Here is a 13,646-nt window from a genome sequence, read left to right on the forward strand (position 1 = left end):
GCGGTTCGTGTGCTCCTCGGCAAGCGTCCTCTTTCGGCGAAAAACAGCAGTTCAGTGCAGCTCAGGCTTGCATTTCTCGCCAATGGCGGGTGTAAGATCGTTGCTGTTCGATTCGTTCGAACTAGTTCAGCCCGACCCCCCGGGGCTGAACTCAGACGGCCCCCGCCTCCTCCCCCCATTGGCGGGGGTCGTCCTCTGTCTCAGGCCTGTTTCTCCACAACTTCCCAGTTGTCCACAGGCTCTCTCGACCCACTGTTTTCGGTGCCGGTGCTCGTTCAGGCTCTGCAGTCATGAACACGACGATCAACTCTCGGGAAACCGGGGCTCCCATTCTGGTTCTCGTCGACGACGCGAAGGTCCTCGCGAGCGTGCGCCGCGTCGCTGCCGCGGTGGATCGCTGTCTGGACGAGGCCGAGCATCCCGTTTCCCGGCAACAGTGGAACCGGGCCTCGGCGGTCGTGTTGGACGCGTCGGCTGCGCGGGATGCTCTGACTCGTTCGCCTAAACGAACGCGAGTGTTCCTCGTGTGCGACGGCACACCGACCGTCGACGACTGGAAGAGCGCCACCGCGATCGGAGCCGACAGCGTTCTGTCCTTGCCGGAAGAAGAGAACGCGTTGGTCGCAGTTCTGGCCGACCACGTCGACGTGAGTGGTGACGGCACCGTCGTGAGCGTGGTGGGTGGTTGTGGCGGCGGCGGAGCCTCGGCAACAGCTGCGGCTGTCGCGTTGACGTCGGCGGCACGTCACGTCCCGACGTTACTGGTGGACGTCGACGCCCTCGGCTCGGGCGCTGATGTGCTGTTGGGCATCGAGACGACCCCCGGATTGCGTTGGGGTGCACTGACCGTCGAGGGCGGGCGGCTGGCCCCGGATGCTCTGCGCGATGCCCTGCCGGCAAAGGGAAAGTTCTTGAGGGTTCTGGCGAGCAGTCGCCGCGAGATCGACGGTCCGACAGTGACCGCCGTTCGCGCCGTGCTGGACGCAGGTCGCAGTTCCGGCGGGCTCGTGGTCTGCGACGTGCCACGTCATCCCAGCGAGGTAGGTCAGGTCGCGTTGGAGATGTCGGATTTGGTTCTCGTGGTGGTTCCGGCCACCGTGGCTGCGTGCGTCGCTGCCGAGAAGGTCGGAGCCTGGGTGGTGCGACACAACTCCAATGTCGGGCTCGTCGTGCGTGGGCCGGCGCCGGGAGGCCTACGCGGCGCCGATGTGGCAGACATGCTCGGCCTGCCGCTGACGGCCGTGATGCGCGGCCACCGCTCGCTGGCGCCGATGCTCGAGCGCGGTGGCCTCGAATTGACCCGAGGTTGTCCGCTGAGTGCGGTGGCAACGGCGGTACTCGACGCCGTCGAATCCGGCGCACGCCCGCGCAGGGCTGCGGCATGAGCGCGTTGGTCACGACAGAACTGCTCGACCGAGTTCGCGAGCGGCTGACGGCGTCGTCGGTCGCCGAGCCGACGGCGGCCACCGTTGCCGACGCCGTGCGAGCCGAGTCCTCCGGCGTACTGGCGGACACGGATCTGTTGGAGGTCGTCAGGGTGCTCCAGACGGAGCTGACAGGCGCAGGGCCGCTCGAACCACTGCTGCACGAACCCGGTGTCGCCGATGTACTGGTGACCGCGCCGGATCAGGTCTGGGTGGACCGCGGGGTCGGCCTCGAAAGGTCCGGGGTCCGGTTCACCGACGAGGCAGCCGTGCGTCGACTGGCGCAGCGGTTGGCACTGTCGGCAGGTCGACGCCTCGACGACGCCCAACCGTGGGTCGACGGCCGCCTGCGGGGCGTCGGCGACGGGCACTTCGGGGTACGACTTCATGCCGTACTCGCACCGGTGGCCCAGGGCGGAACCTGCGTGTCACTGCGAGTGCTGCGGCCCGCAACACAGGGTCTCGACGCGCTGTGTGCTCACGGCGCCGTGGAACCGGACGCGCGCGAACTCCTCGATCACATCATCTCGTGCCGCTTGGCCTTCCTGGTGATCGGCGGGACCGGCGCGGGAAAGACCACGTTGTTGTCCGCCATGCTCGGCGCCGTCGACCCGCGCGAGCGAATCGTCTGCATCGAGGACGCGGCCGAACTAGCGCCGCCGCATCCGCACGTCGTCCGCCTCGTCGCCAGGGCTCCCAACGTCGAGGGCGTCGGAGAGGTGACGGTGCGCGATCTGGTTCGGCAGGCACTGCGGATGCGTCCCGATCGCATCGTCGTCGGTGAGGTCCGCGGTGCTGAGGTGACGGATCTGCTCACGGCGATGAACACCGGCCACGACGGCGGCGCCGGCACCGTTCACGCCAATTCGCCCGAAGAGGTGCCGGCCAGACTCGAGGCGTTGGCTGCGCTCGGCGGTATGGATCGCCACGCGTTGCACAGTCAACTTGCCGCGGCAGTTCACGTGATCCTGCACGTGCACCGGTTGGCCGACGGATCGAGGCGTCTCGAACAGATCGGCGTCATCGACCGCGGTGCGGACGGATACGTACAAATCATGCAGGCATGGCCGGACGGCGGTTCGGGTCGTGAGCGGCTCGAGCGGATGTTCCGGCTTCGCAATCGAGAGGTCGGGACGTGACAGTTTCCTTCCTGGTCCTCGCGTTGGCGGTCTCGATTGCGCCGGTGCGGGATTCACGTGCTCGGCTCGCTACGTACGCCCCGAGCATCCGCAAGCCCTCCCGGCAGATTCCGTGGCAGTTGGTCGCCGCATTTTTCGCGGTGTCGGCTGCATGGGTTCTCGGAGGCTTGGCGGCAGGATGCGCGGCGGTCGCCCTCGCCGGAACCTTGATCTTTCGTGGGCGCCGCGTGAAGGCGGCCGAAAACCGGGACCTCTCACAGAAGATGCTGCTCTCCGGTCTGGAGGTGCTGATCGCCGAGCTGAGCGTCGGCGCGCATCCTGCAGTTGCCAGTTCTGTTGCAGGCGAGGAATGTACCGGCGAAGTAAGTGCGGTGTTCCGGTCCGCTGGGGCCAGGGCGCGTCTCGGTGGTTCTGCCGCGGCGGCCTTCGCGGTACCGGATTCGTGCATCGAGCGTGAGTTCTCCCGCATCGGATCCGTCTGGCGGGTCGCAGACCAACACGGTCTGGCTCTGGCTGAACTACTCGGCGCGGTCCGGACGGACATGTTGGGGCGTAGACGCTTTCGTCAGCGCACCGAGGCCGGGTTGGCGGGCGCTCGGGCGACGGCTGCGGTGCTGGCTTTTCTACCGCTGCTGGGGATCGGCCTCGGCCAGTTGATGGGGGCGTCGCCTCTGCGCGTGCTGTTCGGCGGTGGACTCGGCGGCGTGCTGCTCGTGATCGGAACTGCCTGTGTCTCAGCTGGTTTGCTCTGGACCGACCGGATAACTGCGAAGGTCACGTCGTGAGTTGGGCATCCGTGGCGATGATCGCGTTGGCGCTCGCGATCATTCCCGCTCGCCGCGGCGCTTCGGCCAGGGCGGCAGAAATTCTGTTCGCGGACACAACAACAGAAAATTCGGTTTCAGCCCCGGACAAGCCGGATCCACTCGCGGTTGCCGCAAGTCTCGACCTTCTCGGGGCCTGCCTGCGAGCGGGGCTTCCCGTCTCCGCCGCGATCACAGCGATGGCGTCGACGGCACCGAAACCGATGGCCGACACGCTCAGTCGCGTCGCCGACCTTCTCGCGCTCGGTGCCGACCCTGACGCCGCGTGGAGCGAAGCCGCGCTCGATCCCGATACCGAGGCGCTCGCCAGAATGGCTCGGCGTTCCGCCCGTTCGGGTTCGTCGCTGTCCTCGTCCATGGCAGAACTCGCCGAGCGCAGTCGAGGTGACGCCGAGGATCTGGCTGCTGCCGCGGCCGAACGTGCGGGAGTGCTGATCAGCGGTCCACTCGGACTGTGTTTCCTGCCGGCGTTCATCGCCCTGGGCATCGTCCCGGTGGTGATCGGGCTTGCCACGACTGTGCTCGGTAACGGCCTGTTGTGAGCCGGATCCGTATGAAAGCTCCTGTGGCAGAGATGCTGCCACAGGTTTCGATTGAAGGGGGAGAAATGATTTCGAAGACACTCAGGACGGTGTCGGCCAGATTTGCGCTGTTGGTAACGGAGGACGACGGTATGTCTACCGCGGAGTATGCGATCGGCACGATTGCGGCCGCCGCATTCGGTGCCGTCCTGTACACGGTTGTCACCGGCGACTCCATTGTCTCGGCGCTGACGGGCATTATCGACAAGGCACTCAAGACAGCTGTGTGATGTTGTCCACGAGAGGTATTCGGCAAGCCGACGAGGGCGCCGTGACGGTCGAGGCCGCGATTGCTCTGGCTTCGATCGTCACGGTGGTCGTGCTGTGTATCGGTGGTGTCCTCGCGGTGTCGATGCAGGTTCGGTGTGTCGACGCAGCTCGTGAGGCCGCGCGGTTGGTGGCACGTGGTGATCGTGAGTCTGCGGTCGCCACGGCCCGCCGGATCGCACCCCAAGATGCGTCGATCTCGGTGGAGATCGTTGACGGCTTTGCCGTTGCCGTTGTCAGCGCCGAGAGTACGTTGCTGCCGTTGGTCGACATTTCTTCCGAGGCTGTGGCAGCTGTGGAGTCAGGGGTGGAAGAGGGGTGAACCTACGTGACGACGAAGGTGTTGCCACGGTTCTGGCGTGCTGCGTTCTGGCAGCGATCGTGATGGTGACTGGTGGGATGCTGCATGTCGGGTCCGCGGTGGTGGCCCGGCACACTGCTCAGTCGGCCGCTGATCTTTCGGCTCTCGGCGGTGCGGGCGCCTTGGACGGAGGTGAGGCGTCTGCGTGTGCGAAGTCCGCGGCGATCGCGGAGCGTATGCGTACGGTGCTCGCGGAATGTGAGGTGCAGGGGTGGGATGTAGTTGTCGAGATACGTGCACCGGTGTTGTTGTCGGGCTTCGGGATCGGCGATGCGCAGGCCTACGCTCGTGCGGGTCCGGTCAGCTGATCGTGTCTCAGCTGATCGTATCGATGACGGCGGTCAGTACCTTGACCGCGCCGTCTTTGTCGAGTGGGTCGTTTCCGTTGCCGCACTTGGGTGAATAGACGCAGGACGGGCATCCGTGAGCGCACTCGCAGGAGAGTATGGCGTCGCGCGTCGCGGTGAGCCATCGTGACAGTTCGCTGTGCCCCCGGTCGGCGAACCCGGCGCCGCCGGCGTGACCGTCGTAGACGAAGACAGTCGGGAGTCCGGTGTCCGCGTGCATTGCCGTCGATACGCCGCCTATGTCTCCGCGGTCGCAGATCGCCACCAGTGGCAGCAGGCCGATCGCGGCATGTTCGGCGGCATGCAGTGATCCGGGGAACCGTTCGGGCGGCACCCCGATGGATTCGAGAAGTTCCGGCGTGACCGTGTACATCACTGCCCTGGTGGGCAAAGTATGTGCGGGCATGTCGAGTTCGATCGAGTCGAGGACTTCACCCGAAGTCAACCGTCGTAGGTACCCGACGACTTGATGTGTCACCTCGACCTGGACGAGAGCGACGGCGATGTCGCCGTAGTTCTTGTGCTCGAGTTGTTCGGTGATGGTGATTTCGGTGGTCTCTCGGGCCGAGGTGGTCCAGTCCGGATTCTCGGTGTGTACCAATGCGAGTCCGACGTCGAGGTCCAGTTCGTCGACGACATAGGTCTCGCCTTGATGAATGTGCACGGCACCGGGATGAACTGTGGCCGGAGCGCGGCCCGCGTCGACAGTACCCAGCATCCGGCCGGATTCACCGTCGACAATGGCCACCTGAGTTCCGATACCGCCGCGAATGTCCAAAGAGCCGTGGGGGTTCGAATCGGCGGTGACGAACCATCCGTGCTTTCGGCGCCGGATCTTGCCTTCCTCCGACAGCCTGGTCAGAACCTCGAGAGCCCCGAAAGCATCCACCTCGGCATCGGAAAGTGGGAGTTCCATTGCAGCGCAGAGAAGTTGTGGTCCCAGGACGTACGGATTTCCGGGATCTGTCACCGTCGCCTCGACGGGTTTGTCGAGTACCGCCGACGGATGGTGAACGAGGTAGGTGTCGAGTGGATCGTCGCGGGCGATCAACACGACGAGTGAACCCTCGCCGCGTCGCCCGGAGCGACCGGCCTGCTGCCAGAACGAGGCGACGGTCCCCGGGAAGCCTGCCACGACAACGGCGTCGAGGCCTGCGATGTCGACGCCGAGCTCCAGCGCGTTGGTGGTGGCTGCGCCCAGCAGCGTGCCGTCGGCGAGTGCAGCTTCCAGTTCGCGTCGGTCCTCGGCCAGATATCCGGCGCGATACGACGCGACTCGCTCGGCGAGGTCCGGGTCCACCTCGGCGAGTAGACGTTTGGTGGCCATCGCGGTCAGTTCGGCGCCGCGGCGGGAGCGGACGAAGGTGAGAGTGCGGGCGCCTTCGATCATGAGGTCGGCCATGATCCGGGCTGCTTCCGCGCCCGCGGGACGTCGTACCGGGCTACCGTTTTCGCCGGTCAATGCCTCGAGTAGCGGAGGCTCCCACAGTGCGACGGTGCGTGGGCCGTGCGGCGATCCGTCTTCCGTGACCTCGGTGCAGTGTGCGCCGATGAGCCGCGAGGCCGCCGCGCCGGGATCTGCCGTGGTCGCGCTGGCCAGGATGAAGGTAGGTTCGGCGCCGTAGCGCGCTGCAATCCTGCGAAGTCGCCGGATCACGAGCGCGACGTTGGATCCGAAGACTCCCCTGTAGGAGTGGCATTCGTCGATGATCACGTATTTCAGGTTGCGGAAGAAGTGCGCCCATCGCTGATGGGTGCGGAGCAGCGAAATGTGGATCATGTCGGGGTTGGTGAAGAGCCAGCGTGAGTTCTCGCGTGCCCAGGTGCGGAGTTCTTGCGAAGTGTCGCCGTCGTACGCACTGGCGTTCGTGCTGCGAAGTTGGACGTCGAAGTCGGTGAGGGACAGCACTGCTCGCAGTTGATCCGAGCCCAGCGCTTTGGTGGGGGAGAGGTACAGGGCAGTTGCGAGCGGATCGGTCGCCATGGCCGTCAGCACCGGGAGTTGGTATGCCAGTGACTTACCCGACGCCGTACCGGTGGCCACGACCACGTGTTTTCCCTCGTGAGCGAGGTCGGCGGCCTCACTCTGGTGGATCCACGGGGACCGCACGCTGTGCTCGGCGAGCGCGCGTACGACGCTGGGGTGCACCCACTCCGGCCATTCGGTGAACTCGGCTACGCGAGCAGGCAACTGCGCGGTGAACATCAGTGGTTTTTCGCTTCCACTGACCCCGGCGACGACGCGATCGAGCAGCATCTGCCCGTAGGTGTCGCCAGGCTTCCCTCCCGGGGCGGGGATCGGGGAAGGTGCGTTCACGTGACTCTCCGGGCTCGGCGTTGGGGTGTGGCGGCAATCGGAAACTGTCGCTACCTGCAGTTTTGATGATACGCAACGGCCGGCGGTCTTGGTGGAACCGGGTGGTCGGCGCGGAAGCGGGAAGCCACGATCGTGGGCCGTTTTTCTCGTAGCGAACTTTTAACGTTTTTAGTTCCCTTTTCGACTGTTGTGCACGCGGAGAACATGGTTGACTGACAATCGGTCGCAGCTTCTGTGTTCGTAGGCTTGAGAAAGTGCACGCTCGCAGGATCGTTGTTGCGGGCGCGGTGCTCTGCCTTTCCTGAGGGGGAAATAAAGACGTACAGCGGTCGGAACCGGCCCGGTGGACTGTAAGGGCTGTTCACCGAATCCGGTGTTAGAAAGAGAAGGAAAAGCATGGCACAGGGCACTGTGAAGTGGTTCAACGCTGAAAAGGGCTTCGGCTTCATCGCTCCCGAAGACGGTTCCGCAGACGTCTTCGTTCACTACTCCGAAATTCAGGGCAACGGCTTCCGTACCCTCGAGGAGAACCAGCGTGTGGAGTTCGAGGTCGGCCAGGGCACCAAGGGTCCCCAGGCTACCGGCGTTCGCGCGGTCTGATTTTTCCGCTCACTCGCTGAGCGATTAGTTCGGACAGTATTTGTCCCCCATCGCATCCGTGCGGTGGGGGACAAATCTTTTCGGGCTGAGCCAGTCTTTCTCTGTCCGAGGTAATGCACGCAGCTGTTCGACCACGGCCGGTCGTCTATGCCGTCAGTACCTTCGTGGCTTACGTTTCACTCTGTGAGCCAACTGTCCTTTTTCTCTGCCGAGTCGATTCCACCTGCCGTGACGGACCTCGCCGGAATGCTGGCCGGACCGGGTCAGGTCGTGACCTCGGAGGACCGTGCCCGGATCTCGATCGTCGTGGATCGGGACTGGAGAGCGCAGGCCGTTGCCGAGTTGATCGCGCAGTGCGGACTCGGGGCCGAGGTGACGCGTAGTGAAGAAGGCAGCCCATTGGTCCGCACTCAGTCGACGCCCGCACTCCTTCCGCTGTCCGTGCAGTGGACCAAGGGAGCTGTGAAGGCGGTGCCGGTCGGTTGGGTACCGAACTCCCGCCAACTCCGGGTGTGGGCCGTCGCGGCCGGCAGGCTCGAAGAAGGCGGCGAGCGATTCGTGTTCGGCCTCGACCCCCATGCCAAGGAGACGCACGCACCGCTGGCTCAGGCCTTGATGCGGGTTGGTATCGCGCCGACTCAACTGGGTAACCGGACACCGGGCCCGGGGCTCCGTGTGTCGGGAAAGAAGAGACTGACAAAGCTCGTCGAATACCTCGGTGAGGCGCCGAAACACGTCGACACTTCGGTCGCCTGGCCGCACGTCTGACAGTGCTCTTGCCTCGCGTCCGACGGTGCTCATGCCGCGTGTCCGACGGTGCTCATGCCGCGTGTCCGACGGAGCCCATACTGTACTGATCTGCACGAATGTCTTGCGGGTATGTCACTCTGTAAAGAGAGACACGGGGTATAACTTGCTCCACACGTCTAGTTCTGAAGATCTGCCGACGGCAGTGAACGTCCAAAGGAAGGCTCGGGCAGCAGGTGGCTAAAGCGGACAACGGCAGCGGTCAGGGAGCGTCCGGTAACCCTCGTCGCCTCGTGATCGTCGAGTCACCGACCAAGGCGCGCAAAATCGCTCCCTACCTCGGTAAGGACTACGTCGTAGAGGCATCGGTCGGTCACATTCGCGACCTGCCACGAGGCGCAGCAGACGTTCCGGCCAAGTACAAGGGCGAGTCATGGGCCCGTCTCGGCGTCAACGTCGATCACGACTTCGAGCCGCTCTATGTCGTGAGCCCGGAAAAGAAGGGCAAGGTCGCCGAACTCAAGTCTCTGTTGAAGGACGCCGACGAGCTCTTCCTCGCAACTGACCCCGACCGCGAGGGCGAGGCAATCGCCTGGCATCTCCTCGAGACTCTCAAGCCCAAGATTCCGGTTCGTCGAATGGTCTTCCACGAGATCACCGAGCCGGCAATCCGTGCTGCCGCCGAAGACACCCGCGAACTCGACACCGACCTCGTCGATGCTCAGGAAACCCGCCGCATCCTCGACCGTCTCTACGGTTACGAGGTCAGCCCGGTTCTTTGGAAGAAGGTCATGCCGAAGCTCTCGGCCGGCCGCGTCCAGTCGGTGGCCACTCGCGTCATCGTCCAGCGTGAACGCGAGCGCATGGCGTTCAAGTCGGCGTCGTACTGGGACATTTCCGCGACGCTCGACGCCGGTGCAGAGGCCAGCCCGCGTAGTTTCGGTGCTCGCCTCGTCTCCGTCGACGGTTCGCGTGTCGCCTCCGGTCGCGATTTCGGAGCTGACGGAAAGCTCAAGGGCAGCGCGGTCACCGTGCTCGACGAGGCGTACGCGCGTCGTCTGGCGGAAGCGTTGCAGGGCGTCGACCTCACGGTTTCCTCCGCCGAGGACAAGCCGTACACGCGCAAGCCTTACCCGCCGTTCATGACGTCGACGCTCCAGCAGGAAGCCGGACGCAAACTTCGTTTCACGTCCGAGCGCGCAATGCGCATCGCGCAGCGTCTGTACGAAAACGGCTACATCACCTACATGCGTACCGACTCGACGACGCTCTCGGAGTCGGCGATCGCAGCCGCTCGTGCGCAGGCCACCGAGTTGTACGGTCCGGAGTACGTCCATCCGACGCCGCGTCAGTACACCCGCAAGGTCAAGAACGCGCAGGAAGCTCACGAGGCGATCCGCCCCGCCGGCGACGTGTTCCAGACCCCGGGTCAGCTGCATTCCAAGCTCGATTCCGACGAGTTCAAGCTGTACGAACTGATCTGGCAGCGGACCGTCGCTTCGCAGATGGCCGACGCCCGCGGTACGACGCTGACGCTCCGCATCTCCGGCACGGCAGGAACCGGCGAGGACTGCACGTTCTCCGCTTCGGGTCGCACCATCGTGTTCGCCGGCTTCCTCAAGGCTTACGTCGAAAGTGTCGACGAAGAAGCCGGCGGTCAGTCCGACGACGCCGAATCCAGGCTTCCGGTACTGGTCAAGGGCCAGGAAGTCACGGCCACCAAGCTCGATCCGGACGGGCACAGCACCAACCCGCCCGCTCGCTACACAGAAGCCAGCCTGATCAAGACGCTCGAAGAACTCGGCATCGGCCGTCCTTCGACCTACTCGTCGATCATCAAGACCATCCTCGATCGCGGATACGTCTACAAACGTGGCAGCGCGCTGGTTCCGTCCTGGGTGGCGTTTGCCGTCATCGGACTGCTCGAGGTGCACTTCGGCCGGCTGGTCGACTTCGACTTCACGGCAGGAATGGAAGACGATCTCGACGCGATCGCCGGTGGCCGTGAGCAGCGCGGCAACTGGCTGAGCAGCTTCTACTTCGGCGGCGAGACAGGCGCAGAAGGTTCGGTCGCCCGCGAGGGCGGGCTGAAGAAGATGGTCGGAGTCAACCTCGAGGAGATCGACGCTCGCGAGGTCAACTCCATCCGTCTCTTCGACGACGCCGAGGGCCGCGAGGTGCACGTGCGCGTCGGCCGGTTCGGCCCGTATCTCGAGCGCATGGTTCAGAACCCGGACGATCCCGAAGGCGATCTGATCTCGCAGCGGGCAAATCTTCCCGACGACCTGCCGCCGGACGAGCTCACTCCCGAGTACGCCGAGAAACTGTTCTCGACGCCTCAAGAGGGCCGCAAGCTGGGCGTCGACCCACTGACGGGCCACGAGATCGTCGCGAAGGAAGGCCGCTTCGGTCCCTACGTGACCGAGATCCTGCCCGAACCGCCGGCCGAGCCGGAACCGGACATCGTTCCCGTCTCCGCTCCCGAGCCGGAAGAAATCAGTTCGGGCAGTACCAAGACTGCGGTGAAGAAGGCCGCAGCCAAGAAGGCACCCGCGAAGAAGGCTGCCAAGAAGGTCGCGGGCCCCAAGCCGCGGACGGGATCGCTGCTCAAGTCCATGGATTTGGCGACGATCACCTTGGAAGATGCACTTCGTCTGCTGTCGCTTCCGCGCGTCGTGGGTGTCGACCCCGAATCCAAGGAAGAGATCACCGCGCAGAACGGCCGTTACGGTCCGTACCTGAAGAAGGGCACGGACTCACGCTCGCTCGCCAACGAAGAGCAGATGTTCACCGTCACGCTCGACGAGGCCCTCAAGATCTACGCCGAGCCGAAGCGTCGTGGGCGTCAGGCATCGGCAACGCCTCCGTTGCGTGAGTTGGGCGTCGATCCGGTCAGCGAGAAGCCGATGGTGATCAAGGACGGCCGTTTCGGTCCGTACGTCACTGACGGCGAGACCAACGCCAGCCTTCGCAAGGACGACGACGTCGAATCCATTTCCGATGCTCGTGCGTCGGAGTTGCTGGCTGATCGTCGGGCCCGCGGTCCCGTCAAGAAGAAGGCAGCAGCCAAGAAGGCTCCGGCAAAGAAGGCCGCTGCCAAGAAAACAGCCGCAAAAAAGGCCCCGGCCAAGAAGGCCGCCGCCAAGAAGGCTCCGGCGAAGAAGGACTCGTAAGGCTTCGTCGGTGCCGACGGTTAGGGTTTTTGCATGAGTACTGAAGTGGCCGAGCGAGGTGTGTTCGGTCGGCTGGTGGGTCAGCACGACGTCGAGCAGAGCCTGCGTGATGCTGCGCTGTCGGCTCGTGGCGATTCCAGCGGCTCGGAGATGACCCACGCGTGGCTCTTCACGGGGCCACCCGGCTCTGGTCGTTCGGTTGCTGCTCTCTGCTTTGCCGCAGCCCTGCAATGCACCTCCGACGGTGCACCAGGGTGCGGTGAGTGTCATGCGTGTACGACGACGATGGGTGGAACCCACGGTGACGTACGACGGATCATCCCCGACGGCCTGAGCATCAGCGTCAAAGGCATGCGCGAGATAGTCAACATCGCTTCGCGTCGGCCGACGACGGGGCGGTGGCAGGTCATCGTGGTCGAGGATGCCGATCGTTTGACCGAAGGCGCAGCCAACGCCCTGCTGAAGGTTGTCGAGGAGCCACCGGACCGCACGGTCATCCTGCTCTGCGCGCCGACGACCGATCCGGAAGACATGTCTGTCACCCTCCGATCGCGGTGTAGGCACATGCCGTTGGTGACGCCGTCCGTCGAATCGATCGCTCAGGTACTGATCGACCGCGACGGGCTGGATCCGGAGCGGGCGAGAATCGCCGCATCGATCAGCGGCGGACATGTCGGTCGGGCGCGGCGCCTCGCCACCGACGAGAGCGCGCGGGACGAGCGTCAGCGTTCGCTTCGGCTGGCCGCAGACGCGATCGGTGCTTCGACGGCGTACAAGGCCGCAGAGAACTTGGTGAAGTCGATCGAGGCTGACACCAAGGCGTTCTACGCCGAACTCAAGGAACAGGAACTCGAGGAGCTCAAGGTCTCCTTGGGTGGCGGTGGAACCGGCAAGGGAACAGCCGGGACTCTGCGCGGATCGGCTGGTCTGATCAAGGACCTCGAAGCACGCCAGAAATCGCGCGACACCCGGGCCCGCCGCGATCTTCTCGACCGGACGCTGATCGACCTGGCCGGCATGTACCGGGACGCGCTTTCCTATTCGCTGGGGTCGACGTCGACGGCGACCCATCCCGACATGGCTCGGCAGGCCGCCGAGTTGGCTGCACGAACGTCCCCGGAGGGGTTGCTCAAGTGCATCGAAGCGGTGCTCGAATGCCGCGAGGCCGTCGACTTCAACGTCAAGTTGCAGTGGGCGCTCGATGCGATGGTTGCCTCCATCGGAGCCGCTTTCCGACCCCCGTTTTCGCGATCCGGGGGTTGACCAGATAGACTCGCCACCGCCGAAAGGCACGCTGCCTTAGCTCAGTCGGTAGAGCATTTCACTCGTAATGAAAAGGTCGAGAGTTCGATTCTCTCAGGCAGCTCGGCCAAGAGCCCCACACCCGGAAATCCGGATGTGGGGCTCTTGTCGTTAGTTCCCAATTCTTGCGTATGTGCGGTTTATCCTGAGTTCGGCGAACACGTGCCTGAACAGGAGAGACCTCGATGTCGGATCAGAACTGGGGACCAGGCCAACCATCGCAGAATCAGCCGCCGTACGGGCAGATGCCGCCGATGCCGCCGCAGGGTTTTCAGCCGCCGACGCCCGCCTATCCGTACGCAAGCTGGATCTCTCGGGTGCTCGCGTCAATTCTCGACGGCTTTGTCGTTCCGCTCCCCGGCGTCATCCTCGCGGGCATCGGAGCAGTGATCGCGTTCTCCGGATCCGAAGTGACCACATACGACGACGGCAGCGTGAGCGCTGAAGGCGGTAATCCGGTCGGGGTGATCGTCATGGTCGTCGGCATACTGGCGATCTTCTTGATCGAGGTGTGGAATCTCGTCTTCAGGCAAGGGAACACCGGACAGACGCTCGGCAAGAAGT

Annotated in this window: 13 protein-coding genes and 1 tRNA gene (1 of these 14 only partly in view); 13 read left to right on the forward strand and 1 reads right to left on the reverse strand. The window is 64.5% G+C overall.

The window, feature by feature from the left end:
- Positions 1-290 precede the first annotated feature (290 nt).
- From ssd to RA302_RS02685, 7 genes are all read left to right on the forward strand, one after another.
- Positions 291-1,385: a septum site-determining protein Ssd gene (gene ssd / locus RA302_RS02655; protein WP_020968271.1), complete on the forward strand. Its 1,095-nt coding sequence runs from the start codon at positions 291-293 to the stop codon at positions 1,383-1,385.
- Positions 1,382-2,563 carry a TadA family conjugal transfer-associated ATPase gene (locus tag RA302_RS02660; protein WP_166501718.1) on the forward strand — a complete coding sequence of 394 codons (1,182 nt, stop codon included), beginning with the start codon at positions 1,382-1,384 and terminating at the stop codon, positions 2,561-2,563. Before ssd ends, RA302_RS02660 begins: the two co-directional genes overlap by 4 nt.
- The gene (locus RA302_RS02665; protein WP_166501719.1) at positions 2,560-3,348 is read left to right on the forward strand and encodes a type II secretion system F family protein; all 789 of its coding nucleotides are present in this window, start codon (positions 2,560-2,562) and stop codon (positions 3,346-3,348) included. The genes RA302_RS02660 and RA302_RS02665 overlap by 4 nt, the downstream gene beginning before the upstream one ends.
- Entirely contained in the window at positions 3,345-3,929 is a 585-nt protein-coding gene (locus RA302_RS02670; RefSeq protein WP_060939215.1) for a type II secretion system F family protein, read from the forward strand. Before RA302_RS02665 ends, RA302_RS02670 begins: the two co-directional genes overlap by 4 nt.
- Before the next feature lie 65 nt (positions 3,930-3,994).
- Positions 3,995-4,198, forward strand: a complete 204-nt coding sequence (locus tag RA302_RS02675; protein ID WP_042446719.1) for a DUF4244 domain-containing protein — start codon at positions 3,995-3,997, stop codon at positions 4,196-4,198.
- On the forward strand, positions 4,198-4,557 hold the full coding sequence (locus RA302_RS02680) for a TadE family type IV pilus minor pilin (RefSeq protein ID WP_166501720.1): 360 nt from the start codon (positions 4,198-4,200) through the stop codon (positions 4,555-4,557). The genes RA302_RS02675 and RA302_RS02680 overlap by 1 nt, the downstream gene beginning before the upstream one ends.
- Positions 4,554-4,904, forward strand: coding sequence for an Rv3654c family TadE-like protein (locus RA302_RS02685; RefSeq protein ID WP_020968275.1), 351 nt, complete (start codon positions 4,554-4,556; stop codon positions 4,902-4,904). Before RA302_RS02680 ends, RA302_RS02685 begins: the two co-directional genes overlap by 4 nt.
- A 7-nt stretch (positions 4,905-4,911) precedes the next feature.
- Here the strand turns inward: RA302_RS02685 and RA302_RS02690 are convergent, their stop codons facing one another.
- A complete protein-coding gene (locus RA302_RS02690) occupies positions 4,912-7,200 on the reverse strand; it encodes a DEAD/DEAH box helicase (protein WP_166502888.1) in 2,289 nt (762 codons plus the stop codon).
- 456 nt (positions 7,201-7,656) lie between these two features.
- On the opposite strand from RA302_RS02690, the gene RA302_RS02695 reads away from it, so the two are divergent.
- The 6 genes from RA302_RS02695 to RA302_RS02720 form a co-directional block, all read left to right on the forward strand.
- The gene (locus RA302_RS02695; protein ID WP_003946117.1) at positions 7,657-7,860 is read left to right on the forward strand and encodes a cold-shock protein; all 204 of its coding nucleotides are present in this window, start codon (positions 7,657-7,659) and stop codon (positions 7,858-7,860) included.
- Between the two features lie 183 nt (positions 7,861-8,043).
- Positions 8,044-8,628, forward strand: coding sequence for a hypothetical protein (locus RA302_RS02700; protein ID WP_003946106.1), 585 nt, complete (start codon positions 8,044-8,046; stop codon positions 8,626-8,628).
- Positions 8,629-8,843: 215 nt separating this feature from the next.
- Complete coding sequence (topA, locus tag RA302_RS02705) at positions 8,844-11,780, forward strand: type I DNA topoisomerase (protein ID WP_019746651.1); 2,937 nt, start codon at positions 8,844-8,846, stop codon at positions 11,778-11,780.
- Between the two features lie 33 nt (positions 11,781-11,813).
- Positions 11,814-13,043 carry a DNA polymerase III subunit delta' gene (locus RA302_RS02710; protein WP_019746652.1) on the forward strand — a complete coding sequence of 410 codons (1,230 nt, stop codon included), beginning with the start codon at positions 11,814-11,816 and terminating at the stop codon, positions 13,041-13,043.
- A 30-nt stretch (positions 13,044-13,073) separates the two neighbouring features.
- Positions 13,074-13,146 (forward strand) — tRNA-Thr (locus RA302_RS02715).
- 121 nt (positions 13,147-13,267) lie between these two features.
- Positions 13,268-13,646, forward strand: the 5' portion of a protein-coding gene (locus RA302_RS02720; RefSeq protein ID WP_166501721.1) for an RDD family protein. Its footprint extends 191 nt past the window's final position; the window shows 379 of its 570 coding nt (coding positions 1-379); its start codon is at positions 13,268-13,270; its stop codon lies beyond the right edge, outside the window.

This window comes from Rhodococcus sp. DN22 (assembly GCF_036669995.1).
GTDB classification, from domain to species: domain Bacteria; phylum Actinomycetota; class Actinomycetes; order Mycobacteriales; family Mycobacteriaceae; genus Rhodococcus_F; species Rhodococcus_F erythropolis.

Bases quoted from the DNA above. Each gene is read 5' to 3' on its own strand.
- ssd (WP_020968271.1), top strand. From the start codon at position 291: ATGAACACGACGATCAACTCTCGGGAAACCGGGGCTCCCATTCTGGTT.
- RA302_RS02660 (WP_166501718.1), top strand. From the start codon at position 1,382: ATGAGCGCGTTGGTCACGACAGAACTGCTCGACCGAGTTCGCGAGCGG.
- RA302_RS02675 (WP_042446719.1), top strand. From the start codon at position 3,995: ATGATTTCGAAGACACTCAGGACGGTGTCGGCCAGATTTGCGCTGTTG.
- RA302_RS02680 (WP_166501720.1), top strand. From the start codon at position 4,198: ATGTTGTCCACGAGAGGTATTCGGCAAGCCGACGAGGGCGCCGTGACG.
- RA302_RS02690 (WP_166502888.1), bottom strand. From the start codon at position 7,200: ATGCTGCTCGATCGCGTCGTCGCCGGGGTCAGTGGAAGCGAAAAACCA.
- RA302_RS02695 (WP_003946117.1), top strand. From the start codon at position 7,657: ATGGCACAGGGCACTGTGAAGTGGTTCAACGCTGAAAAGGGCTTCGGC.
- RA302_RS02710 (WP_019746652.1), top strand. From the start codon at position 11,814: ATGAGTACTGAAGTGGCCGAGCGAGGTGTGTTCGGTCGGCTGGTGGGT.